We start from the raw sequence: 25,389 nt of genomic DNA, 5'->3' as shown, positions 1-25,389 counted from the left end.
TGGCGGTGACCACCGGGCGTTATTTCATCCGGCTGTAATCGACCTTCTTTTTCCCAACGACGGAGTGTCGTAATGGAGACTCCTAACACCTTCGACGCTTCGCCTATCGTCACTAATCTATCCATATTGATCGTACACAGATAGTTTTAATCAGATTCAACGATTACTGTTCAACCCCCGACGAGGCCCATTTGAAACCCCGACCCTGTCAATGCCAGGATGAGCAGCGGTAATGCGACGGATGCGACCGCGTCCCCGACATAGGAGGCGCCTTGTCCGCCCAACAGCGCCAAAAAGCGCGGATTCGCAAAAAGCGACGTTGTTGTGTCTCGTTCATCCATTACGCGTAACCCCCACCATCACACTCGCCGCCGCCACCATCAAAAGTGCCATGCAAACCATCACGCTGCGCACGCCAAAGGCCGTGGCAGCCGCACCCCCAAGCAGGATGAAGAGCAGATTCATGACTTGAAGAGGTGGCGTCATCACATTGTTGACCCGTCCCATGTGTGAAGTCGGGATCATCGCTTGCGTGTATGTCGTGAAGCCAACGCTTGCGGCAGAACCGAAAATGCCGAGCACAATCAGCCCGAATGCGGCCAGCCAGAAACTGTGCGCAAGTGCGAAGAGCAGGTATCCCGCGACATGGAGCAGGCGGCCGGAGCTTATGAGCCACGATAGCTTTGCGCGTTTTGAGAGGATCATCATAATCAGCGAGCCCGCGACAAACCCGACGCCCGCAAACTCGACCAGCATGCTGTATCCGAGTTGCCCGAGATGAAGCGCTTGTCGCGCAAAGACGACCTCTTGTGTATCGGCTGTCAGCGCAAAGACGCCGATGGCCGCGTTCAGCGCAAACAGGATGAAAAACCGCCGATTGGCCCGCAAAATTGCAAAAGCCTCCCGCCAATCCGCGACGACGACACGCCAAACCCCGCTTCGCTTCGGCGCGCCACTCCCCTCTTCCACGCGCGGCAGCAACAGAAACGATAGCGCAGACAGCAGAAAACTCACAGCGTCAATCTCCAAGGGAAGAACTGGATTCCCGCGGATCATCAGGAGGCCAGCCAGCGCGGGTCCCGTCACAAAGGCGCTGTAGCGCAGGGTGCTTGTCAGCGCGTTGAAGCGCTTTCGCGCCACATCGGGAATGAGCCTTGTTTGATACGGGAGAAAGGCATTCCCGAAAAATGTGCCGCAAATCCCCAGGCAAAATAGGATCACATAAATCCACGCAAGCGTGGGGGCAAAAGGAAGACTCGCGATGAGCGCCGCGCGAATCGGTTCGATCAGAATCAGTTCGATCAGAATCAGGAGTCGCCGCTTTGAGAGTCGATCGGTCACACTCCCGGCCCATGGCCCCACAAGCAGTGCGGCGATCCGTGAAACTGCCCATAGTCCGGCAACCGCCGCCGCCGAGTGGGTGGTGTCGATCACCAAAATGTTGATGGCGACGAGATACATGAAATCACCGATGCTCGAAACGCCAACACCTGAACCAAGGATGATGATAAAGCGCCGCAAAGGAGGGTGTTTCTCGTCCATCCGTATCAAAGGCATGTGTGTTCGCTATCCCCCCCATTGACGGGTCAAGATCGAATGTGCTACGATGCTCCCAATTTTACACCACGAACAGCGAAGATGAAGAGAGTAGCCGCAGGCGATCGCTCAGAAAACCGGTGGGTGATGCGAACCGGTCGATGACTGCGCGTGAAGTACACTTCGGAGCTATCTGGGCGAAACGTGAAGTAGTCCAGGTCGGTCGCGCAGTTGCGCCGCCGTTATGACAAGGAAGGTGGAGGGTCGCGCCCTCTTCCAGGGTGGTACCGCGAGGCTGTGTCTCGTCCCTGGGGGAGACGCGGCCTATTTGCATTCTGTGGCACAGCCTGCGGTGGTCAAAGCGTGTGGCAGCCCGCGCGCGAGTCTGATGAATCCGCACGCTCTAGCACTCATGAGCAAATACACAAAACGCAACGCAACGAAACAGGGGGAATGATCATGTCGATCAAACAACGAGATGTAAAGGTGCTCGATTGCACCATCCGCGACGGCGGGCTTGTGAACAATTGGGACTTTTCGCAGGCGTTCGTCCGCACCCTTTATCAGGCGCTGAGCCGGTCCGGCGTCGACTACATGGAACTCGGCTACAAAAACTCACCCAAACTGCACCATCTTCCAAACGCCGGGCCGTGGGCGTATCTGACGGAGGACCTGATCCGCGAGACGATCGGCGAGAAAACGAACACTAAACTCTCCGCCCTCGTCGACATCGGGCGCGTGGACGATCGGGACATCGTGCACCGCAGCGAGAGCTATCTCGACTTGATCCGCGTGGCATGCTACCTGAAAGATGTGGATAAGGGCATCGACCTCGCCAGCAAGTTTCACGCCCTCGGCTACGAGACCACGCTCAACATCATGGCGGTGTCGCACGCCAAAGAGAATGACCTCAACGAGGCGCTCGAAGTTTTAAACGAAAGCCCGGTCGACGTGGTGTACGTGGTCGATTCCTTTGGCAGCCTCCTCCAACGGGATATCGAGTACCTTGTCGCAAAGTTTCAGAAGTTCGCACCGAAAAAGGCGCTCGGCATTCACACGCACAACAACATGCAGATGGCGTTTGCCAATACCCTGACGGCGATCGAGCAGGGTGTGACATTCCTCGATGCATCCGTCTTTGGCATGGGGCGCGCCGCCGGAAACTGCCCGACTGAACTCCTCGTGAGCCAACTCCACGGCACGCGCTATGATGTGCGCCCGCTCCTTGAGCCACTGGAAAAGCTGTTCATTCCTATGCGCGAAAAGGTAGAATGGGGATACACCATCCCGTACGCGATCACAGGCATGCTCGACGAGCATCCGCGCACTGCGATGGCCTTGCGGGCGAGTGCCGACAAGGATAAATACCTCGATTTCTATGAAAAACTCACAACCGTCGAGCCGCACACCGCGCCCTAGAAGATGCAGTCCGAACCGCCTACCAACAAGCGAAAGCCTGCGGGCGCGAAAGACCGTCATCGCACAGGACATCTGCAATCACAAAGTCGAAAGGGGAACATGCGATGCCAACCTTCGTCTTTTCTGCGATCACGCCGCACGGCTACGAGATCCTGGAGGACCTGTCCCCGCACAATCCGGCACTGATGGAAAAAACGCGCCAAAGCATGCAGACGCTAGGCTTCGGTATGGCGGCCGCAAAACCCGAGACGATCATCGTGCTCACGCCACACGGCACGCGCATCGACGGGCAGTTTGCCGTCGCCTGCAGCGCGCGCATGAAAGGCACGCTCGAATTTGCGGGGCGACAGCAAACGATGGAGTGCACCGTCGACCGTGAACTCGCGCGCGCCATCGTCAAAGCGGCGACCGACGATCATCTCGCGGTGGGCGCCCTGCAATACGCTACGAGCGACGGCCCCCTCGCGTGCCTTGCGCTTGATTGGGGCGCGCAGATTCCTCTCTCGTTCATGCCGGATGTGCCTGTGGTGGTGATCACGCCGTCGCGGCTCGTCAGCATGGCAGACCACCTGCGCTTTGGCGAGTCCCTCGCGCGCGCCGTCGCAAAGTCCGGCAAGCGCGTTGGCCTCATCGCGAGTTGTGACTGGGCGCACGCGCACGATGCGAGCGGTCCCTACGGATACCACCCGTCCGCCGCCAAGCTTGACAAACGCGTTGTGCAGCTTCTCAAAGCGGGAGAGATCGAGGCGCTCGGCGACTTTTCTCCCGACTTTATCGAGGAAGCCAAACCGGACGGCATCTGGCAATCCCTGATTCTCGCCGGCGCCATTGCGCGGGATGTGCGGCGCATCAAGTTCCTCTCCTACGAGGTTCCCACCTATTTCGGGCTCATCTGCTGTGAAATCGAGGAGCGCGCCGCTAACGACTAAGCGTCGCGCGCGATGCCGACGATGTGCAGATCGACAAAGTCCCCGTTTTCAAGCACATAGTCAATCGGCGTCTTGCGCAAGAACTGCAGTGGTCCGCGCGCGAGGATCGGTTGCCCCGTCACCAACTGCTTGGCCTGGAGCTCCTTCGAGACATCGACGATCGTGCAGCCGACGCTGTGGTTCGCGACAGGGCGCGTGATAAACTGGGCGTCAAACTGCTCACTCAGTTTGCGGATGCGCAAAAGGTCGTGCTCCTCCTGCTCGGAGAGCTTCTCATCGACAAGGACGACAAGCACCCAAAGCTCTGCGTTGAGTCGATCCGCGATGCGCCAGCCGCGGCGGATCAGCTTTTCCGAGTGGGGACGGTGGTTGACGCACACAAGAATGCGCTCGCGCGGTTTTGCCGCTTCATCTTCGCGCACCTTCTCCATGCGCTGATCCACGTCGTCTGCAACTTCCAGCAGCGCGATTTCGCGCAGCGCCGAGAGATTGGCGATCTGAAAAAAGTGGCTCAAGGCGCGCTCGATCTTGTCCTGGCTGTAGATCTTCCCGTCGAGCAAGCGCTGTTGGAGCGTCTCTGGCGTCACGTCGATCAGCTTCACCTCAGACGCCACCTTCATGAACCAGTCCGGGACTCGCTCGCGCACGCGCACACCCGTGATATGCTCCACTTTGTCATGCAAGCTCTCCAGATGCTGGACGTTGACTGCCGTCACCACGTCGATTCCGCGCTCCAAAAGCAGCAGAATATCCTGATAGCGCTTTTCGTGCATGCTCCCTGGCGCGTTGGTGTGCGCCAATTCATCGATCAAAACGACCTGCGGCTTGCGGCGCAAGATCCCTTCCACGTCAAGCTCGTCATAGAGCGGAATCCCAATGGCCACCTCCCTTTTTGGCAACACTTCAAGGCCCGTAAACTGTGCGATCGTCTCTTCGCGCCCGTGCGTCTCGATCAAGCCCGCAACAACATCGACACCCTTTTTCTTCCAGTCTCGCGCATCCTGCAGCATTTTGTATGTCTTGCCAACCCCTGGGGCTGCTCCAATGTAAATCGTGAGCTTGCCGCGGCGCCCATCCTTTGCCCACGCCCACGCGTCGCGCAGTGGGTGGGAACTGCTGCCAAGTTCACTGCTGTGCGCGTGATCGTGAGGCGTCGATACCTCGCTGTCCCACCCCATGATCCGCAGATCGACATAGCGCATCGAGCGCATCAGGTGCCGCACCGGACTCGCGTCAACCCCCAGGCGCCACCGCCGGTTTTTTGACGTCTGGCCAAAGACAATCTGCGTCACGTTCATCCGCTCAGCAACGCTCATGATCACCTCGCCCACTTTGCGATCATTGCGCGGCTCAAGAATCCACTCCGCGTCATACTCCATCGCCAGGTGATTCAAGCGGCGAATGCGCTCCCGCTCCTTCTCGGAGATCAAATCCTCCGCCACATCGCTGACACACAAAACGTAGAGATCCGCCTTCAGGCGTTTTGCCATGCGATAACCGCGCGAGATCAACGGCTGTGCGCGCACGAGATAGTTCACACACACCATGATCGTCTCCTTTGCCCCGACTGGCCCCGGAATTTTGTTGCGCCCGTACGCGTTTTGCAGACGCTCCTCCACATCCTCAGCCACTACCCGAAGCGCGAGTTCACGCAATCCCGACAGATTCGATTTCTGAAAAAAGTTTTGCAGCGCGTGATTCACCTTGTCGTGCGGGTAGATACTCCCGTCAAGCAGGCGCTGGCGCAGCGTCTCTGGCGTCACGTCGATCACTTCCACTTCCCGCGCCTTGCGCAAAAAAGCGGCCGGGATCAATTCCTTGACAGAAATGCCCGTCACCGCTTCCGCCTCTTCATGGATGCCTTCAATGTGCTGAACATTCACCGCGCTAAGGACGGAGATCCCGTGATCAAGCAGATACTCCACGTCCATGTAGCGTTTTGGAAACTGGGAACCGGGGGCGTTTGTGTGCGCCAGTTCATCAATCACGACAATGTCTGGATTGCGCGCGCAGATCGCCTGTAGATTCACCTCTTCAAATGTCCGCCCTTTGACGTGAAGCGTAAGAGGCGGAATGATCTCAAGCGAACCAACCTGCATCTCTGTATCAGGGCGACCGTGATGGTCAATCAGTCCGATGACCACGTCAAGCCCGCGCGCGCGCAGATCATGTGCCGCGCGCAGCATTGTGTACGTCTTGCCAACACCAGGCGCAGATCCGATGAACAGTTTTAGCGCGCCAGTCTCTGCGCATTTCAGATCATCGAAGTGCTTTTCGTCAGGGGTTTTCATCCGACGTTCACAACCTGTTTCCCCTGAAACTGCAGGATCATCTCATTCAGTTGCATGACGTTGACCATCGGCGCGCCCCAAATGCCAAAAAGGCGTCCCGTCTCATTTTCCGTGATCATGTTTTGCAGTTGCCCGATCGATAAGCCCGTCGCCTTCGCGATCCGCGGGATCTGCAGTTCTGCGTCGGCGATGCTGATATTCGGGTCAAGTCCAGACGCTGAAGACTCGACCATGTCAGGCGGCACCTGAGACGCCTTGACCCCAGGATTTTGCCTGAGCACCTGCTGCAAATTGCCTTTCACTTCTGCGATCAGCGCCGGATTGGTAGGCCCTAAGTTCGAGCCGCCTGAGTAATTCCCTGTGTAATGGACGGCCGACGGCCGCGGGTGAAAAAGTCCAGGCGCCGTCGTCGCCTGTGCGATGAGTTCCGAGCCAACCACCGTCCCGTTTACTTTCACCATACTGCCTTGAGCCTGAAACGGAAACAGCACATTGCCGATACCCATCACGATAAGCGGGTACACAAGGCCGAGGAGGACTGCAAACACCACAGTGAAGCGCAAAGAGCGCCACAGATTGATCATCGTCTTTCCTCCTTTAAATGTTGGCCCCGCCAAGCGCGGTAATGATGAGATCGATCACCTTGATGCCAAGAAACGGCACGATCACACCGCCGAGTCCATAGACAAACAAATTGCGCATGAGCATCTGCGTCGCGTTCATCGGCTTGTATTTGACGCCGCGCATCGCGAGCGGGATGAGAAATGGAATGATCAGCGCATTAAAGATCAGCGCCGAGAGAATGGCACTGTGCGGCGTCGTCAAGTGCATGATGTTGAGCGCCTGAAGCGATGGCACCACATAGACAAACATTGCCGGAATGATCGCAAAATACTTCGCCACGTCGTTGGCAATCGAAAACGTCGTGATCGCGCCGCGCGTGATCAGAAGCTGTTTTCCAATCGACACCACTTCGATCAACTTGGTCGGATCGGAGTCAAGATCGACCATGTTCCCCGCTTCTTTGGCGGCGGACGTCCCCGTGTTCATGGCCAGTCCCACGTCCGCCTGCGCGAGCGCCGGCGCGTCATTCGTCCCGTCGCCTGACATCGCGACAAGCTTTCCTTGCTCCTGTTCCCGGCGAATCAGGCGCATCTTGTCTTCCGGCTTTGCCTCTGCGATAAACTCGTCAACACCCGCCTCTTTGGCGATCGTCGCCGCCGTCAGCGGATTGTCTCCCGTACACATCACCGTCTTGATGCCCATCCGGCGCAATTCCATAAAGCGTTCGCGCATTCCCGGTTTGACGATGTCCTTCAAATAGATGAGGCCATAGATCACATTGCCGCGCAACACCGCAAGCGGCGTCCCACCCTCTTTGGCGATCTCTTCCGTCCGTGCGTCAAGATCCTCAGGAATCACGCCGCCTTGTTCAAGCACGTATTTTTTCATCGCGTCCACGGCACCTTTGCGAATGCGCGTGCCGTCGCTCAGTGTGATCCCGCTCATGCGCGTATCCGCGCTAAATTCCACATTCTCCGCATCCGCATAGCGCTCGCGATCGATCGTCAGGTTCATCTCGTGCGCGAGCGTAACCACAGACCGCCCTTCTGGCGTCTCGTCAAACAGCGAAGAAAGCACCGCGATCTCCATCAGTTCCGCCGCCGACCCGCCGCTCACTGGAACAAACGCGCTCGCGAGCCGGTTGCCGATCGTGATTGTCCCTGTCTTGTCGAGGATCAGCGTATTCACATCACCCGCCGCCTCAACCGCTTTTCCCGATTTCGCGATCACGTTAAAGCGGATCACCCGATCCATCCCGGCAATGCCAATGGCAGAGAGCAGCGCCCCGATCGTCGTCGGGATGAGACACACCAGCAGCGCGATCAGCGTCGCAACATCGACCGATCGCCCCGCGTAGCGCGCCATCGGCTCGATCGTCACCACCACGATGATAAAAATCAGCGTGAGTCCCGCCAACAGTACGGAGAGCGCAAGCTCATTCGGCGTTTTCTGGCGGCTCGCACCCTCCACCAACCCGATCATCTGATCGAGAAAGGATTCGCCAGGATCAACTGTCACGCGAATCATCAGCGTGTCTGAGAGTAGCTTCGTGCCCCCCGTCACCGAGTTGAAGTCGCCACCTGATCCGCGAATCACCGGCGCCGACTCCCCTGTGATCGCCGATTCGTCCACGCTGCCAAGCCCTTCGAGCACCTCGCCGTCCGCCGGGATCATCTCACCCGCGCGCACGCGTATGCGATCCCCTTTGCGCAGCGTGGAGGCGGGGACATTCTCGTACTCGTCGCCTTTCACCCACTTGAACGCCATCAGATCAGACTTCGTGCGCCGCAGCGACTCTGCCTGCGCCTTGCCGCGTCCCTCCGCGATCGCCTCCGCAAAATTCCCGAAGATGACCGTGATCAGCAGAATGATCGTGACAATCAGGTTGTAGGCGCGCTGTCCCGCCGGATAATGCCCACCAAAAGCGTTTGGGTCGACCGTCAATAGCAGCGTGATCAAAAATCCGATCTCGACGACAAACATGACAGGATTCTTGACCATGACGCGCGGGTCGAGTTTTATAACCGATTCTAAAATGGCGTGCGTCACCATCTCGCGACTCATCGTTTTACTTTGCATCATACTCATCCTCACTTCTCACCCCTCATCCCGCGCGTCAGCGCCCCGTAAGACTATGCCACATTTGCAGTTGCTCCCCGATCGGACCAAGCGCCAGCGCCGGAAAGAAGGTCAGCGCGCCGACGATGACAAACACGGCGACAAACACCCCGCCAAAGGCGAACGTATCCGTGCGCAGCGTTCCGGAATTCTCCGGAATAATCGGCTTTTTGGCGAGCGACCCGGCGATTGCGAACATCGCAATCAAGGAGACATAGCGCCCAAGAAGCATCACGAGCCCGAGCGAGACATTGTAAAACACCGTGTTACCGTTTAGTCCCGCAAACGCTGAGCCATTGTTGGCAGCCGTTGACGAATAGGCGTAAAGCACCTCCGTCAAACCGTGCAGGCCCGGATTGAGAATCGATGACGTCCCCACCTTCAAAGAGAGCGCGAGCGCCGTCGGAAACAGGATAATAAATGGGTGCACGAGCATCGCGATCGTCGCCAGTTTGATCTCACGCGCCTCGATTTTCTTGCCAAAAATCTCGGGCGTCCGCCCAACCATAAGTCCTGACAAAAACACCGAGATGATCAGGAACATCAAGATATTGAGAAGCCCCACGCCTTTTCCGCCAAAGATCACGTTGAACATCATAAAAAGAAGCGGCACCAATCCGCCAAGCGGCGTGAGACTGTCATGCATCGTGTTGACAGCGCCCGTCGTAAACGCCGTGGTGATCGCGGTAAACGCGCTGCTGAGCGCCTCGCCAAAGCGCACCTCTTTTCCTTCCATGTTCGGTCCCTTGATGCCAAGCGCGTGCGCGATAAGCGGATTGCCACCTGTTTCGTTGGCGTAGATGACAAACGCGCCAATCAGCAAGATCGCCGTTAAAAACACGTAGAGCACGACTGCCTGACGGCGGTTTTTGATCATCATTCCGAACAGCGTTAAAAGGCTCGCTGAGATCACACCCATCGCGATCATCTCAAGCACACCCGTGAACGCAGACGGGTCTTCAAACGGATGCGCGGAGTTCGCGTTAAAAAAGCCGCCGCCGTTTGTGCCGAGTTGCTTGATCGCCTCAAGCGACGCCACGGGTCCGCGCGAGATGATCTGCGTGCCACCAGACAGGGTGTGCGCCACTTGCGCGCCCATCAGGGTATCAGGAATTCCCAGTCCCACAAACACCACGGCCAGAATGATGGACAAGGGCAAAAGCAGGCGCGTGTGAATCTTGATAAAGTCCATCCAGAAATTACCCAGCGATTCGCCGCGGTTAGAGATCAGCGCGCGCAAGAATGCGATGGCTGCGACAAACCCGGTAGCCGCCGAGGTGAATTGCAGATACGTAATTGCGAGCATCTGCCCGAGGTACGACATCGCGTTCTCGCCCGCGTAGTTCTGCCAGTTTGTATTCGTGATGAAGCTAGCCGCCGTGTTAAACGCCAAATCCCAACTCATTCCTGGAATGTGGTCGGGATTGAGCGGGAGCACGCCCTGCAAGCGAAAAAGAATATAAACGAAAATCATCATGGTGAAATTGACCAGCATCAGCGCACGCAAATACGCCTTCCAATCCATCTGGACAGATGGGTTTACCCCCACCAACCGATAGAGCACCTTTTCAAAAGGTGCAGCCCATCCTTCTGACGCTTTTTGCTGTTTGGCAAACGTACGAAACAGATACACACCGAGCGGGACGCTCAGCGCGACAATGAGCCCTATGATGACAACAATGCCAATCGAACCTGCAACCGTCACAACGTGTCGCTCCCTCTTAGAACTTTTCTGGGTGAAAAATCACATACGTCAAATAGGCCATGACAATCGCCGCGACAAACAGCAACACCCACATCGCAGTTCCTCCTTACGTCCTGTCAAATAATCGGAATAACCATAAAAAAAGAGAAAAGACCGCAACATAGAGCAAAAGAGAGATTAGATCTCCCAAATCAACCACCTCCGCCATCCACTCAACACAAGCAAACCTTTCGTCATTGTAGCTTTGCGACGCATAAATATGCCGTAAAGAAATCTGTCTCTCGTGTAAAAAAACCGTAAAAATACGCGTTTCATCGCGAAACGCGTTTAGTCTTTGGCATTTGTTTCTTCTTCATACGCGACGGTAAAGCGATACCCGACGCCCGGTTCTGTGAGAATAAGAGAAGGACGCGCTGGATCCCGCTCGAGTTTCTTCCGCAAATGGCCAATATAGATGCGCAAATAGTGACTTGATTCGTCTACGTTATAATTTCCCCAAACCTCTTGCAAAAGCTGCCGGTGAGTCATCACCCGCCCTGCGTGGCGAACCAAAACCTTTAACAAATCATACTCGATCGGTGTGAGTTTCACCTGTTGCTGATGATGCAGCACCAAGCGCTGCGCGAGATCCACCGTGAGATCGCCAAACGTGAGAACAGGCTCCTCTTGTTTGGGAATATGGCGCAGCCACACGCGAATGCGGGCGAGAAGTTCACCCAATGCAAACGGCTTTGTGACAAAATCATCCGCCCCCTGATCGAGCGCCGCAATCTTTTCTTCCACATCCTCGCGCACCGTCAATACGATGATCGGGACATGCGACCATTCGCGGATTTGTTTGAGCACCTGGTGGCCCTCCACATCAGGGAGACCGAGATCAAGAATGATCAAATCCGGGCGCATCTCACTCGCTTTGAGAATGCCATCAGCGCCTGACTCGCTTTCAAACATCGCATAGCCATGCGCCTGGAGATTGACTTTTAAAAGCCTGCGAATCGACTTCTCGTCATCAATGACGAGGATTCGCGCACCGTGGGCCGTCAAGCTGTGACCATCCTTCCGCTTTACGTGAGACTCCTATCTTACCGCGAAGTAAGCGGCAGACTCAAGACCAGTGTGCTTCCTGCAGGATCTGCCGCTTCGGCCCAGATGTCCCCACCGTGGGCGAGCGCGATGCCTTTGCAGATGGCAAGTCCAAGTCCCGTGCCCGTAATGTGCTTATTGCGCGGCGATCGATAAAATTTCTCGAAGATCCGCGCGCGCTCTTCTGCCGCGATGCCCATGCCTTGATCCTTGATGGCGATACAAAGCGACTGGTCTTCAAGCGACGCGCATATCGATAGAGGACTGCGCTCCGGTGAATATTTGATCGCGTTGCTCAGGACATTGACGAGCACATGCTCGATCAATACGCTGTCAACATGAATTCCCGGCAAATGTTCTGGAATATTGAGTGTCACCGTGCGCTCTTGTAGCGGTTCTTTCAGTTGGCGCAGCGCCACACCGATCAGATCCTCAATATCACACCACTGCTTGCGCAAGCGCATCATCCCGCTCTCAAGGCGCACCATGTTCAACAGGTTCGTCACCAGGCGATTCATGCGAACGGCCTCTGCCCGAAGCGTTACGATCAACTCGCGATGATCCGCCACGTCAAGGACGCCTTCCCCTTCGAGAATGCCTGTCGCCGAACCGATGATGGAGGCCAGTGGCGTGCGCAGTTCGTGTGAGATCGAGTCAAGCAGCACCGTTCGCAGGCGCTCTGACTCTGCCGCCAGATGAGCCACTTTCGCCTCTTCTTCAAGTTTGAAACGGGCAATCGAAATGGCCGCAAGACTTGAGAGCGCCTCGACGAGCGTCATTCGCTCAAGGTCGAGCGGCGGAACTGACAAACCGATATGAATGCACAGGACGCCGTATACGTTTGCCTCTGTTTTGAGCGGCAGATAGAGTCCAGCCGCTTCTTTAAAATACTCCGTTCCGCGACCGCACATTTGTCCGTGATGAAATGCCCATGAGGCAAATGTCTGATCCAATTCATTCAGCCACACGTGGTCTGCCGCTTTTTCAACGATCATTCGTCCGTCCGTTTGTGGCAGCAAGATCACAACCGGCATTTGCAGGGCGTTTGAAACTTGCTGTTCCAGTGTCGCGATCATCGATGCGAGGTCGGTGAGCGAAACCATCTGGCGGCTGATGCGATACAAGATGGCCGTTTGCTCTTCACGCTTTGTCGCTTCTTTCAACTGAGCGCGAAGCCGCGAGGCGAGCGTTGCGGTAAGCCCTGCGACCATGAGAAACACATTGAATGAGATCAGGTAGCGAAAATCGCTCACGGAGAAGTTCAGCACAGGCGGCACAAAGAAAAAGTCGAACAAAACCACGCCGAGGCTCGCCGCAAAAAATGCTGGCCCCCGCCCAAAGCGCAGCGCGCTGTAAAGCACAGGCAAAAGATAGAGCATCGCGATATTGACGCGGTTGAAAAGCCACCCGACATTCCACAAAATCAGTGTGAGCACGCCAAGGAGCACAAGCACAAACCCGTAGTGGTACACGGAGCGATCCGCACCCCATGTACTGCGACGCCGCTTGTCGCGGTCCTGTCCTTGTCGACCGTAATTTGAAGTGCTTAAGCTTAACCAAGGTTTCACGGGCGATTCTCTCATGTCATGCTCCTGTCTTTCGATCGGGTCGGGCGTAGATTTCCTTACTATCATCATAGCAAAGGTTCACTCGACTCGACAGTAGCATGATTTTGCCAACTCAAAAGATTTTCGCCTCCACCGTAAGCCGCTGTTCGATGCCAGAATGGAGGGAGCGCCCTTGGGCATCCTATCCATGAATTACACAAAAGTCATAAGATACACATGTAAAATTTTGTTTTGAATGCGAGGGATTCCCCATGTTTTCTTTGCTTCAAATTATGGTGGCAAGCGATCTTCCCATGATAGGATCTACTTTTTTATTCTGTGGGTTAATCGTTTACTTTGTAGATTATCGACCTGCAAAGAAGCAATTGAATAAACAACAGCGAATGAAATCTAGCGCCAAAGAGGTTGCGAATCAACCCGCATCAACCAATGCCTCCGAAAATCCGGAAAAACCTCGCATGTCCATGTCACAAACCGTATCAAGCCACGATCTCCGCTTTACGAATGCCCTCTCGCTCACCTATATCATTGGAGGCATCGCGCTTATCACCGCCATCCAAGCCATATCCATTTTCACCTAATGTGACGCAAGCCCCGAGCGAACGACCGTGAATGTGTTGTGGAGATGGATGCTTACATCTTTGGCAAAGATCTGATCCCAGCGATCTCTCGTCCCAATACGACGCCAATAATCTGGATACTGAGCGCGAACATACTCGCCAAACCCGATTGGATCAATCCCCAATTTTTTCATCCGCTTTAAAAATTTAACCTGTTTCTCCTGCAAAATGGCCGCGGATGCGACAGATAGTTTATTCATCAATGAACCGCGCAATTGATGTTTCGTAGAAGTCAGTTCTTGAATGTTTCCGTTGATGATGACATGAATATCAAAAAATGGTTTCTGGTGTCTCATGGACAATTTTATAATCGTATGCCTGATCGTCCCTTTTAATGAGGCACTTTCGTTTGGTTCATCGGGAAGTGGAACAGAAAATCCGTATCCAGCCTGCTTTTGGTTGGTCAGTTCCATATACGGAGCCACTTGCAGACTATTGAGCACGCCCACCATTTTCTCACCGCGAAACAAGGCCAACCCATCAAGATTGATACGGTCCTTGACCTTTGAGATCACGGGGAGGACAGGATCGCGTCCGAACGAAGCCAGCGTGGACCAGTAGTTCCCCAAAAACACATTTGGAATTTTCCCGAGGTTCACAGCGTGTTCCATGGTTCCCACCAGATAGAGCGTCGGGACGCGCTCAAGCTTGGGAGATGCTTGCAGCACCTCCTCTGCATCTCCATGGCTAATCATCATCCATATCAGTCTGCGCGTTTCCGCATTGCGCCGAAAATAATCCTGCAGCGCGTGCATTCCCGTTGTTCGCGCTATTTTTTCATTCACGATGATCACCCGCATCTGCCCAATAAAGATTTGGTCAGCCAAATCCTCTTGCAATCGACTCATCGCATCATCGACGGTCTTCCCTGTCACACTTAAAATCCAAACGGGTCTCTCCGTCATACCTCCTCCTCCGGAAGTCGGTCCAAGCGGAATGCGTCCCGGTATGGCGATTTGCGCAGTAATTTTATACCCCACACCGCGCGCGGCAGGACCTGTGATGTTTTGCACAGGTTGCCCCTCTAACGGGTCAATGGCAATACCGAGAATGGTTCCGCGCTCTTCAATTTCCAAGCGATCCCAACAGCCGCTTAAAAGGGGCGTAATACTCAGGCCGATCGCCACCAGCACCGCAAACCGCAATGACCTACGCATGGCTCAAAACCTTCTTTTTTTTAAAAGCTTTCTTTACAAAATGAACGATGACAAGGAGAATGGGATAACCCATCGTAAGCAGGATGCCAAACTGGCCAACGATCTCGACAATCGTGTATAAATCTGCGATGTTTTTCGGCAAGAGAGACATCACGAAAATCACGGGGAAAATGAAGATCGACATGCTTCGGTGGTCATTGATGTGAAGGACGTGGGCCATGCCCCGAATGGAGCAGTAGTATGATGAAAGGATTCCCGTAAAAACAGCCGTCACCCAGACCGCGACAAAAATAGGATCAATTCTCTCGATAAAAAAGACGGGAAGTGACGCCGTTTTTGCCAAATCAAGCGTCGGCCACAGAATGTGTTTGATCTCCTCAGTTCCAAAAACGCCGAGCGTTGCGAGCATTAAAATGAGATAAAGGGTTCCTGCCCCACCCACACCGACCAAAATTCCTTTCCACGCTCGCTCAGGGTGGACCAGGTAAGGTGTAAACATCCCAGCGATCAAAATGTTTTGAAAAAGCGCAGTAATTGTCAAAACAGCCTTTACCAAGCCAAACGGATGAATGATGTGAAACCACGGCTGCAAGTTGAGATAATTCCCACCTTTTAGGGTAAGGAGCACGATGGCAATCACCGGAAAATACACCCAAGGCATGTAATATGTCAGAATGCGAATGACGACGACCACATGGTTGCGTGACGCGACAGCGGCGAGAATAAGCATGGTGAGAACCGTCACTTCGACAGGTGTTTTTTGTAAAACGGACGTTACAACGACTTCTCCGAATTCCCGTGTCGCAAGCGCGGCAAGTTCAAGAAAATAAACGCTAAGCAGCGTGTGAAAGATCGAACCCATCCATTTGCCAAGCAACTGATCTCCGTATTCAAATATCGTCTCCTGAGGATACTGACTGCCCAAGTACGCGACAAGCAGCCCAATGCCAAGGACAATGAGCACAGCAATCGCAGTCGCCGCAGGCGCGGCCGTCATGACATAATTCACGGTAATCCTTGGAAAAGCCAACAAGCCCACCCCAATGATCGCCGTGCCAATCGACAAGGCCAATTGAATTGTCGTCGCTTCACGCGGTTTTTCCTGGCTCTGGTTTGTTGACTGACGACTGCTGTTTTGCATAACGTCCCCACCTGGCAAAAAAATTTATTGATTGTCTTGTTCATCCTTCGAAGGAGAAAAAGACGCTGCACCATCAACATATTGAGGCGCTAAGGGTCGACCCTTTTGATTTTTCAGCGCATCCTGATCCACGGAGATGCGCGGCACCTTCCCTGTCTGCAACTGTTTTGGCCGTTTGGACATCATCCACACGGGCGCCCTGATAATGGAATCAAAAAATCCAAACTTGTTTCCGGGGAGGAGCGGACTCAAATAAGGCACACCGAAAGACTCCAATTTAATGAGATGATTGGTGATTAAAATGATGCCCACCATTACGCCGTATAGGCCGAAGATGCCCGCGAGAATCATGAGAGGAAACCGCAACATGCGCAGCGCAATCGCTGCGTTGTAGGCAGGTGTGGCAAACGAACCGATCGTCGTGAGCGATACGACGACCACGGTGATTGGACTGACAAATCCAGCGTTCACAGCAGCCTCCCCAATCACGAGAACCCCTACGATCGAGAGTGCGCCACCGATTTGTTGCGGAAGTCGAATCGTCGCTTCACGCAAGATTTCCATGATGATCTCAAGACCAAAAATCTCCACAATGGCGGGAAAGGGAACACCCGCTCGCCCGCCTGCCACAGCGACTGCAAATTTCGTTGGGATCATCTCCGGATTGTATTCAATCAAAGAGACGTAAACCGAAGGGAAGATCAGCGCAAAGAGTAGTGAAATCAAACGAATCGCGCGAATCAAACTGGCCATGAGAAAGCGCGTATCGTAGTCTTCCGTCGTCTGATAAAACTGCGAGAAAACCGCTGGAATGATCAGACAAAAGGGCGAGCCATCCACCAAGATCGCCACACGCCCTTCAAGGATGGAAGCGACCGCTTTGTCGGGGCGCTCTGTGTTTTGCACCTGAGGAAAAGGCGAAAATGGGCTATCCTCAATAAACTGTTCAAGATACCCCGACCCATAGAGGGTGTCTGTTTTGACAGCCTCAAGCCTTCTTTTGACCTCACTTACCAAGTTTTCATTCACGATGCCATCCAAATAACAGAATGCGACATTTGTTGCCGTCTCTTCCCCGATTTGAATCTTATGCACTTTCAAATCTGTCGATCGCATGCGCTTGCGAATCAAAGAGACGTTCGTTCCGATCGATTCGATAAACGCTTCCCGTGAACCCTGAATGACTTGCTCTGTTTGCGATTGTTCTACGGCGCGCTCTTTGAATGCCTGCGTGCTCAGCCCAATGACTTTTTCATACCCGTCGAGAATGAGGATGGCATTCCCTGCAATGATCCAATCTGCGGCGTCACGCGGTGTATTTTTGATAGCAACATCCGCATACGGCAAACACTGTGAATAGATGACGCGAAAAGGAGAATCCCCTCGCTGTTGGCTCTGATCTATCGAAAACATCAAAGCGGCCAGAATGTCATTGATATCGGTCTTTGAAGAAGAGCCATCCAAATGAACAAGTCCGCAGGCGAGCAGGGAATCACCAATTTGAATTTTGAACCTGCGAATCAGAAAATCCATGTTCATTCCAAGCGCATTTTCAAAAATGCCCAGATTGCTTTCCAGTTCTTTAGAAAACGTGCTGTTTCGAAAGACGTCGGACGGTTTTTTGTGTTTTTGTTGATCTCTGTTTTGCTGTGTGTAAGCCCTGTTTGAAGTGCGATCCAGATCAGGATCTTGAGGTGCGTTTGTCTTTATCGGCTGTGGTATTTTTCGATACTTCCACTTGGAGAACACACGAATCACCTGACATTACGACGTGTGTTTAGCATTTCCAGTCCCTACATCTCTATCCTTTTGTTACACGAAAAACTTTCCCGTGTTCATCACTAGGATTTCTGATATGACTTAAAAAAACGCAAAATAGCTTATAATACCTTGATGTTCTTCACAAAAAACCTTACACTCCTTACACGTGGAGGTGTTTCGCTTGCAATCACTTAGCCAAGAAGAACGTCTTGTCCGGATTATGAGCTATCTGAATCAGCACCAACGCGTGACGTTACAGACGATTTGTGAACTCTACGATGTCTCTCGCGACACAGCGCGCAGAGATGTCGTGAAGCTTGCCCAAACCACACAAGTTGTGCGAACCCGCGGCGGGCTCATGCTGCCAGGCTTATCGAAAGAGGTTTACGGCTATAAAGAGCGGCTCCATCGAGAATCGAGCGGCAAATTAGAAATTGGACGAACCGCCGCAGCGCTTGTTTCAGACGGGGAGTTTCTCATTCTGGATGCGTCGACAACGGTGCAATTCGCGGCAGAAAGCTTAACCGCTCGCAATGTGACCGTTGTGACAAACGCGATTGACGCCGCGAGCATCTTATCAGAAAAGGAAAACGTCACCGTCCACGTTTTGGGTGGAAAATTAAACCAGCAGCACCGTTTTTTATATGGCGCCTCGACGCTTGAAAAACTTGCAGAGTACCACGTCGACAAACTGTTTCTTGGAGCTTGCGGCATTACGGAGGATGGATTGTCTTATCCGCACGAAGAAGACGGAGTCGTGAAACGAGCGATGATTCGCCACGCCGATCAGGTGGTTGTCCTCGCAGACCATACTAAATTTGGGAAGCGTCTGTTCCACAAAATTTCTGATCTGGATGCGATGGATATTCTGATTACCGATCGAGAACCAAGTGTTGAGCTTCAGCGCGCACTCGATGAAGCGGGGGTTGAGGTGATGGTCGTCGAGGGAGGACGCTCATGATTCGAATGCTTGTAAGTGACGTGGACGGTACGCTATGGATCGATGGTTCCCTCGCTGACAAAGACGTTAATGCAATGCGTCAAACGTTCCACCAAGGGATCGAGATCGGTCTCGCGTCTGGCCGCATGGATCCCGAACTGCAGGAGGTCGCAAAACTACTCGACATCCCTTGCCATCGTGTCAGTCAAAACGGTTCATTTGTTTATGATCACACAGAGCGTCTCCTTGCGTCTGCGAGCTTTGACCTAACGCTTGCCCGCCAACTGCTCTCCTTCGCAACGAACGGTTCATTTCCCTACACGGTCAGTTGCACGGACAATCAGATCTATATCCCTCCACTCAAACGCACACAATTTTTGCGCGATCGCATGTTCATGCCCGTTCATGAATGCACCGATATGAGGCACCTGTTTGAACAGGGGATCCTGCCATGCAAGTTCGGTTTTTTTGGGGATTTGGACACCCTTCACAACCTCCGCCTGCAACTTTTGCAGCGCTTTAAAAACGTTCTTCACGCTGTCATTGCAGATAAGGACTGTCTGGATGTGATTCCAGCCCATGTGTCAAAAGGCGTCGGCCTACGCTCGCTGATCGAGCATCGCAACATCCGCCGCGAAGAGGTGGTCTGTATCGGAGATTCGTTTAACGACATCGCCATGTTTGAGGTGACTCCGCACAGCTTTGCCATGTCTCACAGTGATCCTGCCGTCTTGAACGCGGCACGCCACGTCGCCGCTTCGGTGGTAGACGTCTGCACATTTGTGAATCGCTACAACAGGGACTGCACCGCAGAATTCACGCACAGGGAGAGAAACGCTTGAACGGATTTGTACAGTTGGCGTCGTGGATGTACCTCATGAACGGCCTCTCCAATGAGTCACTCGGCTCCGCATTCGTGGCCCTTCTTCACCACTATAAAGCATCGTATACATTGGGCGGCCAACTCGTCTTTCTGCAATTTTTCGGCTTCTTACTCGGCGTCGGAGCGTCTTCGCTCATCGTGCGGCGCATTGGCTACCGACACACGCTGATCTTGGCGAGCCTGTGCATCGCCATCGCGCAGATCGTCACGGCCATGCTCCCACCCATGCCAATCCTTGTCGTCACTTGTCTGATCAACGGTTTTGGCCTTGCCTGCACGCAAAATACGATCGTGGCATCCCTCATGGAGTGGTTTGCAGGTCGACGCGCTGTTGTCATGAGTCGGATGGAGGTGGCCTTTGGCGCAGGATCGCTCATCATGCCGCTTGCCGTCAGCGGATTCATCGCGTGGCATCACTGGAATCTCGGATTCTATCTTGTCGGGATTATCTCACTTGTGCTGTGCCTGGCCTGGATGTTCATTCCGCTCAACGCACATCATGACACGCACGTCGGTCCGCGCGACGCCCACAGTGCAGTGCTCACCGTTCAAGGAGCAGGCGCCAAAACCCTGCTCATCTCCGTGTTTGTCGGCATGATTTTTCTCTACGTCGGGCTCGAATCCTGCATGAACAACTTCCTCCCGTCGATCTTTATTTCCTACATCCACATAAGGGCAAGCGTAGCCACCTTAACGGTCACCCTTTTCTGGATGGCCATGGTCATCGGCCGCGCGCTGACCGGGCGCGTCATACGCAGTGTGCCCTACTCGCGCTTTCTTCTCATCAGCATTGGCGCCACCATGGTCTTGTTCGCACTCTTGGCGCTTATTCAAAACCCGTGGGCCGACATCGTCTTTGTCTTTCTGCTCGGTCTTGGCATGTCAGGGATTTTTGTCATCATCATGGTCTTCGCCAATCACGCTTTCCCAGGGCAAAACCAGCGCGTCACAACCCTTGTCACACTGTTTGCCGGCCTTGGCGGCGCGCTCATGCCCGCACTCTTTGGGTGGCTCATGGATCACGAATCCATTCGGGTCAATCTATGGAATCTCACAGGTTTTGCACTGCTCCTCTTTGCGATGCTCATCGTGATCATGCGCATAGAGGCAAACCGCATACCCCCTGTCGCGAGCGATGGACCTCACTTCAGTTCGTGATTCTCATGTTTATTGCTGACCTGAAAATCGCTGCTCAAGGTTTGCCAACTCTGATTTTTCGATTCGTCGGAAAAGCGGTTCTGGAACAGTAAAGATGCGCCCTGGTTCAAAAAAGCACAAATCGATATCTTCGTTTATCCACGTCTGGCGTTCATGATCTGTCAAACGAAGAGCATCAAAAACCTTCGCGGTTGAGAATGGAATGACAGGTTGCGCTGCAACTGCAAAATACCGTATAAGATTAATCGCAGTTCTCAGAACCATCGCAGCTTCATCACGATTTTCCTTCACAAGGTTCCACGGTGCGCGCCTGTCTAAGTACACATTGCCGAGCGTCCAGAGCGCACGAAGAGATTGAATAGCTTTGCGAAATTGCAGATTCTTGAAATGGTTGCGATACTCCGAGAGAACCTTCTGACAATCCTTTTCCAGCTGATCCTCTACTTCTGTTGGAATGCCACCCGACGGAACCACATTTCCGAATTGCGCAGACACAAATTTCAGAGTTCTATTGATAAAATTACCGAAAATCCCTACTAAATCCTTATTTAATACAGTTGCAAAAAGATCCCAAGTAAAGCTTGTGTCAGTACTCTCAGGCGCGTTGGCCAACAAAAAATATCGCCAGTAATCTGCATCAAACAAGTTCAGTGCATCGTCTAAAAAAATACCTCGCTTTTGACTTGTTGAAAATTTACCGCCATAATACGTCAGCCAGTTAAAACTTTTGATCTGACTTGCCATTGTCCACGGTTCACATGTTCCAAGTATCATCGCTGGAAAGAAAACGGTGTGAAATGGGACATTATCTTTCCCCATGAACTGGGTATACGTCACATCCGATGTGTTGAACCACCAATCTTCCCAATTGCGATGATGCAAATCTTTGTCAGACCATTCTTTTGTTGCGCCAAGATATCCTATGGGCGCGTCAAACCAAACATAAAATACTTTCCCTTCGAAACCATTACGCGGGACTGAGATTCCCCACTGAAGATCCCGCGTGATGCAACGTTCCTGCAACCCTTCATTAAGCCATTTCAGGGCAATAGACCGCGTAAGTCGTGACCACTCACCGTGAGACTCAACCCACTTTCTAAGATCATCACTTAACATATCCATCTTGAGAAAGAGGTGTTGTGTCGCTCGAATCTCAAGATCAGTGCTCCCCGAGATGACAGATCTTGGAGCAATTAGGTCCACAGGATCTAACACTGAAGTGCAATTTTCACATTGATCTCCCCTGGCCGCCTCATATCCACATTTCGGACATGTTCCCATGACGTACCGATCAGGCAAGAAGCGTTTATCTTTAACAGAGAACACTTGTTGAAGAGGAAGCTCAGCAAGATATCCATTGGCATTCAAACGCTCATAAAAATGAGTAGTTAACGCTTGATTTTGGGGTGAGGACGTTCTGCCAAAATGATCAAATGAAATGCCAAACTGCGCGTAGACAAGGGATTGTTTAAAATACATTGCGTCACAGTAGTCCTCGACAGAGAATCCAGACTCGAGCGCTGACAACTCTGCGGGTGTCCCGTGTTCGTCCGTTGCACAAATAAACAAGACGTCCTCGCCTTCCAATCTTAAAAATCGTGCATACGCATCAGCTGGCAGCAATGAGCCGATGAGGTTCCCAAGGTGTTTGACGCCGTTGATATAGGGTAATGCACTGGTAATGAGATATTTTGACATGAGGGTCTCTCCTCCAAAGCTTAAATTTATCCAAATAAAAAACGCCGCAGGCACATTGCGCCCACGACGTGTAGCAGGTTACATTCGATTATTCTACATGAGAAACAATCGAATCCTGAACCGTGAGCACAAACAAGGCATCCGCATGGCGTCCATCATCATTCGCATATCCATCATTTTTGCTCACGTCCTTTCCGATCCATTGTTAATATTTCGAAGAATAACACTGAAAACACCGAGAAGCAAGCTAATATTCTATACGTTTTTCATGATTCAAACTGAGCTGTGCAAGCCGCCGCGCAATGTCGCAAGCGTTTCAAAAAGTCGCGCATAAACATGCGCCCCCAAGCGATAAAACGAGAGATCGAGTGACTCGTTTGGCGCGTGCATGCCGTCGCGAATCCCGGAAAAGCCAAGCGACAACACTTCCACACCCAGCAGTTCTTTGAGCATGCCAAGAATCGGCACGGTTGCACCCATTCGCATGTGCATCGGGTGTCCCCCCATCACATCCTGAAGCGCAGCATCCGCCGCCTTCGTCGCGGGGTGATCCTCCGGCAGGAGATAAGGGTCCGCCATATCAAATAACGGTGTCACATGCACCTCCACGCCAGATGGCGTCACACGCGCAAGATGCGCCTTGAGCAATTCGATAATCTTGGCGGGTTGTTGATTAGCTACCAGTCGACATGTGATTTTGACGTGCGCGACGCAGGGAATGATCGTCTTTGTACCCTCGCCCTGAAATCCTCCCCACATGCCATTGACTTCTAATGTCGGGCGAAACCACGTCGACTCCATGGGAGTAAACCCAGGTTCGCTGATCAATTCGTTCACGCCGATCGATTTGCGAAAGTCATCTTCGCGAAGCGGCATGCGGGCACACATGGCGCGCTCGTCAGGCGTGGGGAGCGAAACATCATCATAGAATCCTGCCACCGTGACGCGATGGAACTCATCATGCATCGACGCAACGATCTGCGATGCGACGTGAAGCGCGTTGTGGACAACGCCCCCTGCCAGCCCAGAGTGCAGGTCAGTCTCCGCCGTCTTCACATCCATCTGCAGGCCGCACATTCCTTTTGCCCCCACAATGAGCGTGGGGATTTGAAGCGCGAGCTGCGCAGAGTCAGCGCTCGCCGCAATGTCGCACGCGATCTTGTCTCGGTTTTCCGCAAGCCACTTGGGAAGTGAGCGACTTCCAATTTCCTCTTCTCCTTCGATCACAACCCTCAGATTGATAGGCAGGCTCCCTGCTGTGCGCAGGTGTGCCTCGAGCGCGTGGATCATCACCAGGACATTGCCTTTCATATCGCTTGCGCCGCGCGCAAAGAGTCGCCCCTCGCGCAGATCCGGCGCAAACGGCGGCGTCGTCCACAATTCAAGTGGATCAACCGGCTGCACATCATAGTGACCATAGAGTAAAAGCGTCGGCGCGTTTTCTGCATGCAGCCATTCGCCATATACGATCGGATGCCCATCTGTTGCGAGCACTTCGACATGCTCCAACCCGGCTGACTCCATGCGAGTTGCGAGCCACTCGGCTGCACGCTTAACCTCGGCTTGATACTCAGGTTGTGTTGAGATGCTTGGAATGCGGAGAAAATCTATCAAATCTGCGAGAAACGACTCTTGACTGGCTTCGAGGAATGACTTCCAATTTTCCATTTAGGCGACCGCCTCTCACACGCAAGACAGGATTCGATTCATTTAAACGATCGCTAATCTTGCCATAGCATATCGAATATTTAGTCAATACGCGACAAAAAAAGGCTGTTCACGCTTTTCTAACGTTTGTTCGATACGCTCGCGGAAATTACTCCATGTGACCATGCCTAGTGCGCGATCCACTGGAAAAAAGCCGACCGCCAAGCTCTCATCTGACGTTTGTGGCGTCCCGCCAATCAGTTTTCCAAGCCACAAGGTGTTCACTACGCCGTTCGTCAAATGTTGATAAATTCCGCAAAAAGATGTGATTTCGATGTCAAACCCGGACTCTTCCTTCACCTCGCGAATGGCTGCATCGCGTATCGATTCACCCACCTCAACAACACCGCCCGGTGGTTCCCAACCTCTTCGCGGTCCCTTGATGAGCAACATTTCATTCTGTTCATTCATCACGACAACGGCTGCTGACACATAGTGCTTCGGCAGAACAGACATGGATATGGACTCCCCTCCAGGAACATCTAACCTGTCACCATGATAACACGCATCTTCATCCAAACTGCTAAATCAATGAATAGGATACAATATTTGGGCATATGTCAATTTCCTGACCAAACTTCAAGATGCGTACTATCGTAAGTATCTTTTAATTTCGTTCCAAAAATTCTCGCGTGTTCCAGCCATATAAAAGACAACGTACTGTGGTGAACCGTCATCATTTTCTATGATGACATAGGCAATTTCATAATTTATACCTTTGTACTGAATGTCATATCCCCAAAAACCCTGTAAATCTCCAACTTTAATTTGTCCACAATAGGGATTAGTGAGAATATCCATAACCGCTTCCTGAAAAAGATTTTTCAAGGGTTTTTCAACTAGTTTTTTGATGTATCGTGTAGCCGCTCACGCTGTTTGACGGTGATTTGTTCACCGCCATTGGCGGAGCGGCCGTAACGTCAATCTGCCATGGGAACTGGATGTTCAACCGTCAATCACTTAGCTTCAGCTAGCTAGCTGTCCCTCGTTGCCACTCCTGGTCTGTGAGCACTCTCTGAGCGTGCCCCTCCTCAATCGCTTCACTGTCTCGAGCCGCCGCATCATACAACGCCTGTGTACACAGTTGGTTTACCACACGCGGGATACCACG

Annotated in this window: 23 protein-coding genes and 1 other annotated feature; of the genes, 6 read left to right on the top strand and 17 right to left on the bottom strand. The window is 53.1% G+C overall.

What is annotated here, in order from left to right; genetic code table 11:
• The 3 genes from ATW55_RS15705 to ATW55_RS05355 form a co-directional block, all read right to left on the bottom strand.
• Nucleotides 1–125: MerR family transcriptional regulator (locus tag ATW55_RS15705; RefSeq protein WP_153005020.1), on the bottom strand; the 125-nt coding region annotated here is incomplete at its 3' end.
• Between the two features lie 45 nt (nt 126–170).
• Complete coding sequence (locus tag ATW55_RS16260) at nt 171–341, bottom strand: hypothetical protein (RefSeq protein ID WP_160327169.1); 171 nt, start codon at nt 339–341, stop codon at nt 171–173.
• Complete coding sequence (locus tag ATW55_RS05355; protein WP_082685573.1) at nt 334–1,557, bottom strand: MFS transporter; 1,224 nt, start codon at nt 1,555–1,557, stop codon at nt 334–336. The genes ATW55_RS16260 and ATW55_RS05355 overlap by 8 nt, the downstream gene beginning before the upstream one ends.
• A 69-nt stretch (nt 1,558–1,626) precedes the next feature.
• Nucleotides 1,627–1,849: a binding site (T-box leader), on the top strand.
• Between the two features lie 146 nt (nt 1,850–1,995).
• Here ATW55_RS05355 and ATW55_RS05350 point away from each other — a divergent pair.
• Entirely contained in the window at nt 1,996–2,955 is a 960-nt protein-coding gene (locus ATW55_RS05350; protein ID WP_067713625.1) for an aldolase catalytic domain-containing protein, read from the top strand.
• A gap of 104 nt (nt 2,956–3,059) precedes the next feature.
• On the top strand, nt 3,060–3,884 hold the full coding sequence (locus ATW55_RS05345; protein ID WP_067713621.1) for an extradiol ring-cleavage dioxygenase: 825 nt from the start codon (nt 3,060–3,062) through the stop codon (nt 3,882–3,884).
• Here ATW55_RS05345 and ATW55_RS05340 read toward each other — a convergent pair.
• The 7 genes from ATW55_RS05340 to ATW55_RS05315 all read right to left on the bottom strand — a co-directional run bounded on the left by ATW55_RS05340 (nt 3,881) and on the right by ATW55_RS05315 (nt 13,213).
• Entirely contained in the window at nt 3,881–6,175 is a 2,295-nt protein-coding gene (locus ATW55_RS05340; protein WP_082685571.1) for a histidine kinase, read from the bottom strand. The genes ATW55_RS05345 and ATW55_RS05340 overlap by 4 nt on opposite strands.
• On the bottom strand, nt 6,172–6,759 hold the full coding sequence (gene kdpC, locus ATW55_RS05335) for a potassium-transporting ATPase subunit KdpC (protein WP_067713616.1): 588 nt from the start codon (nt 6,757–6,759) through the stop codon (nt 6,172–6,174). Before kdpC ends, ATW55_RS05340 begins: the two co-directional genes overlap by 4 nt.
• A 13-nt stretch (nt 6,760–6,772) precedes the next feature.
• On the bottom strand, nt 6,773–8,827 hold the full coding sequence (kdpB, locus tag ATW55_RS05330; protein WP_067713612.1) for a potassium-transporting ATPase subunit KdpB: 2,055 nt from the start codon (nt 8,825–8,827) through the stop codon (nt 6,773–6,775).
• A 28-nt stretch (nt 8,828–8,855) separates the two neighbouring features.
• Nucleotides 8,856–10,562, bottom strand: coding sequence for a potassium-transporting ATPase subunit KdpA (kdpA, locus tag ATW55_RS05325; protein WP_067713608.1), 1,707 nt, complete (start codon nt 10,560–10,562; stop codon nt 8,856–8,858).
• 16 nt (nt 10,563–10,578) lie between these two features.
• Nucleotides 10,579–10,656 carry a potassium-transporting ATPase subunit F gene (locus ATW55_RS17165; protein WP_082685574.1) on the bottom strand — a complete coding sequence of 26 codons (78 nt, stop codon included), beginning with the start codon at nt 10,654–10,656 and terminating at the stop codon, nt 10,579–10,581.
• Between the two features lie 233 nt (nt 10,657–10,889).
• Nucleotides 10,890–11,606, bottom strand: coding sequence for a response regulator (locus ATW55_RS05320; RefSeq protein WP_067713603.1), 717 nt, complete (start codon nt 11,604–11,606; stop codon nt 10,890–10,892).
• 38 nt (nt 11,607–11,644) lie between these two features.
• On the bottom strand, nt 11,645–13,213 hold the full coding sequence (locus tag ATW55_RS05315) for a DUF4118 domain-containing protein (protein ID WP_235587011.1): 1,569 nt from the start codon (nt 13,211–13,213) through the stop codon (nt 11,645–11,647).
• A gap of 251 nt (nt 13,214–13,464) precedes the next feature.
• On the opposite strand from ATW55_RS05315, the gene ATW55_RS05310 reads away from it, so the two are divergent.
• A complete protein-coding gene (locus tag ATW55_RS05310) occupies nt 13,465–13,794 on the top strand; it encodes a hypothetical protein (RefSeq protein ID WP_067713594.1) in 330 nt (109 codons plus the stop codon).
• Here ATW55_RS05310 and ATW55_RS05305 read toward each other — a convergent pair.
• From ATW55_RS05305 to ATW55_RS05295, 3 genes are read right to left on the bottom strand one after another with little or no spacing between them, the layout of a single operon-like run.
• On the bottom strand, nt 13,791–14,990 hold the full coding sequence (locus ATW55_RS05305) for a Ger(x)C family spore germination protein (protein WP_067713590.1): 1,200 nt from the start codon (nt 14,988–14,990) through the stop codon (nt 13,791–13,793). The genes ATW55_RS05310 and ATW55_RS05305 overlap by 4 nt on opposite strands.
• Nucleotides 14,983–16,131 carry a GerAB/ArcD/ProY family transporter gene (locus ATW55_RS05300; protein WP_067713587.1) on the bottom strand — a complete coding sequence of 383 codons (1,149 nt, stop codon included), beginning with the start codon at nt 16,129–16,131 and terminating at the stop codon, nt 14,983–14,985. Before ATW55_RS05300 ends, ATW55_RS05305 begins: the two co-directional genes overlap by 8 nt.
• A 24-nt stretch (nt 16,132–16,155) precedes the next feature.
• Nucleotides 16,156–17,880, bottom strand: a complete 1,725-nt coding sequence (locus tag ATW55_RS05295) for a spore germination protein (protein WP_067713582.1) — start codon at nt 17,878–17,880, stop codon at nt 16,156–16,158.
• A gap of 193 nt (nt 17,881–18,073) precedes the next feature.
• On the opposite strand from ATW55_RS05295, the gene ATW55_RS05290 reads away from it, so the two are divergent.
• The 3 genes from ATW55_RS05290 to ATW55_RS05280 are packed head-to-tail and all read left to right on the top strand — an operon-like array spanning nt 18,074 to nt 20,873.
• A complete protein-coding gene (locus ATW55_RS05290) occupies nt 18,074–18,853 on the top strand; it encodes a DeoR/GlpR family DNA-binding transcription regulator (protein WP_268753369.1) in 780 nt (259 codons plus the stop codon).
• On the top strand, nt 18,850–19,674 hold the full coding sequence (locus ATW55_RS05285; RefSeq protein WP_067713579.1) for an HAD-IIB family hydrolase: 825 nt from the start codon (nt 18,850–18,852) through the stop codon (nt 19,672–19,674). Before ATW55_RS05290 ends, ATW55_RS05285 begins: the two co-directional genes overlap by 4 nt.
• Nucleotides 19,671–20,873, top strand: coding sequence for an MFS transporter (locus ATW55_RS05280; RefSeq protein WP_067713575.1), 1,203 nt, complete (start codon nt 19,671–19,673; stop codon nt 20,871–20,873). Before ATW55_RS05285 ends, ATW55_RS05280 begins: the two co-directional genes overlap by 4 nt.
• Nucleotides 20,874–20,882: 9 nt before the next feature.
• Here ATW55_RS05280 and metG read toward each other — a convergent pair whose 3' ends face one another.
• The 4 genes from metG to ATW55_RS05260 all read right to left on the bottom strand — a co-directional run bounded on the left by metG (nt 20,883) and on the right by ATW55_RS05260 (nt 25,130).
• Nucleotides 20,883–22,571, bottom strand: coding sequence for a methionine--tRNA ligase (metG, locus tag ATW55_RS05275; protein ID WP_067713571.1), 1,689 nt, complete (start codon nt 22,569–22,571; stop codon nt 20,883–20,885).
• A 273-nt stretch (nt 22,572–22,844) separates the two neighbouring features.
• Nucleotides 22,845–24,239 carry a dipeptidase gene (locus ATW55_RS05270; protein WP_067713567.1) on the bottom strand — a complete coding sequence of 465 codons (1,395 nt, stop codon included), beginning with the start codon at nt 24,237–24,239 and terminating at the stop codon, nt 22,845–22,847.
• A gap of 84 nt (nt 24,240–24,323) precedes the next feature.
• Nucleotides 24,324–24,734 carry an NUDIX hydrolase gene (locus tag ATW55_RS05265; RefSeq protein ID WP_067713563.1) on the bottom strand — a complete coding sequence of 137 codons (411 nt, stop codon included), beginning with the start codon at nt 24,732–24,734 and terminating at the stop codon, nt 24,324–24,326.
• Nucleotides 24,735–24,869: 135 nt separating this feature from the next.
• Nucleotides 24,870–25,130: a type II toxin-antitoxin system RelE/ParE family toxin gene (locus ATW55_RS05260; protein WP_067713560.1), complete on the bottom strand. Its 261-nt coding sequence runs from the start codon at nt 25,128–25,130 to the stop codon at nt 24,870–24,872.
• Nucleotides 25,131–25,389: the final 259 nt, after the last annotated feature.

This window comes from Ferroacidibacillus organovorans, assembly GCF_001516615.1.
GTDB lineage: Bacteria > Bacillota > Bacilli > Alicyclobacillales > SLC66 > Ferroacidibacillus > Ferroacidibacillus ferrooxidans_B.
Note: the sequence above shows the minus strand (reverse complement) of the source record. Positions and strands in the feature narration are given on the sequence as shown.

Coding starts and splice junctions, on each gene's coding strand:
- ATW55_RS16260 (WP_160327169.1), bottom strand. CDS start 341: ATGGATGAACGAGACACAACAACGTCGCTTTTTGCGAATCCGCGCTTT.
- ATW55_RS05355 (WP_082685573.1), bottom strand. CDS start 1,557: ATGCCTTTGATACGGATGGACGAGAAACACCCTCCTTTGCGGCGCTTT.
- ATW55_RS05350 (WP_067713625.1), top strand. CDS start 1,996: ATGTCGATCAAACAACGAGATGTAAAGGTGCTCGATTGCACCATCCGC.
- ATW55_RS05345 (WP_067713621.1), top strand. CDS start 3,060: ATGCCAACCTTCGTCTTTTCTGCGATCACGCCGCACGGCTACGAGATC.
- ATW55_RS05340 (WP_082685571.1), bottom strand. CDS start 6,175: ATGAAAACCCCTGACGAAAAGCACTTCGATGATCTGAAATGCGCAGAG.
- kdpC (WP_067713616.1), bottom strand. CDS start 6,759: ATGATCAATCTGTGGCGCTCTTTGCGCTTCACTGTGGTGTTTGCAGTC.
- kdpB (WP_067713612.1), bottom strand. CDS start 8,827: ATGAGTATGATGCAAAGTAAAACGATGAGTCGCGAGATGGTGACGCAC.
- ATW55_RS17165 (WP_082685574.1), bottom strand. CDS start 10,656: ATGTGGGTGTTGCTGTTTGTCGCGGCGATTGTCATGGCCTATTTGACG.
- ATW55_RS05310 (WP_067713594.1), top strand. CDS start 13,465: ATGTTTTCTTTGCTTCAAATTATGGTGGCAAGCGATCTTCCCATGATA.
- ATW55_RS05305 (WP_067713590.1), bottom strand. CDS start 14,990: ATGCGTAGGTCATTGCGGTTTGCGGTGCTGGTGGCGATCGGCCTGAGT.
- ATW55_RS05300 (WP_067713587.1), bottom strand. CDS start 16,131: ATGCAAAACAGCAGTCGTCAGTCAACAAACCAGAGCCAGGAAAAACCG.
- ATW55_RS05285 (WP_067713579.1), top strand. CDS start 18,850: ATGATTCGAATGCTTGTAAGTGACGTGGACGGTACGCTATGGATCGAT.
- metG (WP_067713571.1), bottom strand. CDS start 22,571: ATGTCAAAATATCTCATTACCAGTGCATTACCCTATATCAACGGCGTC.
- ATW55_RS05270 (WP_067713567.1), bottom strand. CDS start 24,239: ATGGAAAATTGGAAGTCATTCCTCGAAGCCAGTCAAGAGTCGTTTCTC.
- ATW55_RS05265 (WP_067713563.1), bottom strand. CDS start 24,734: ATGTCTGTTCTGCCGAAGCACTATGTGTCAGCAGCCGTTGTCGTGATG.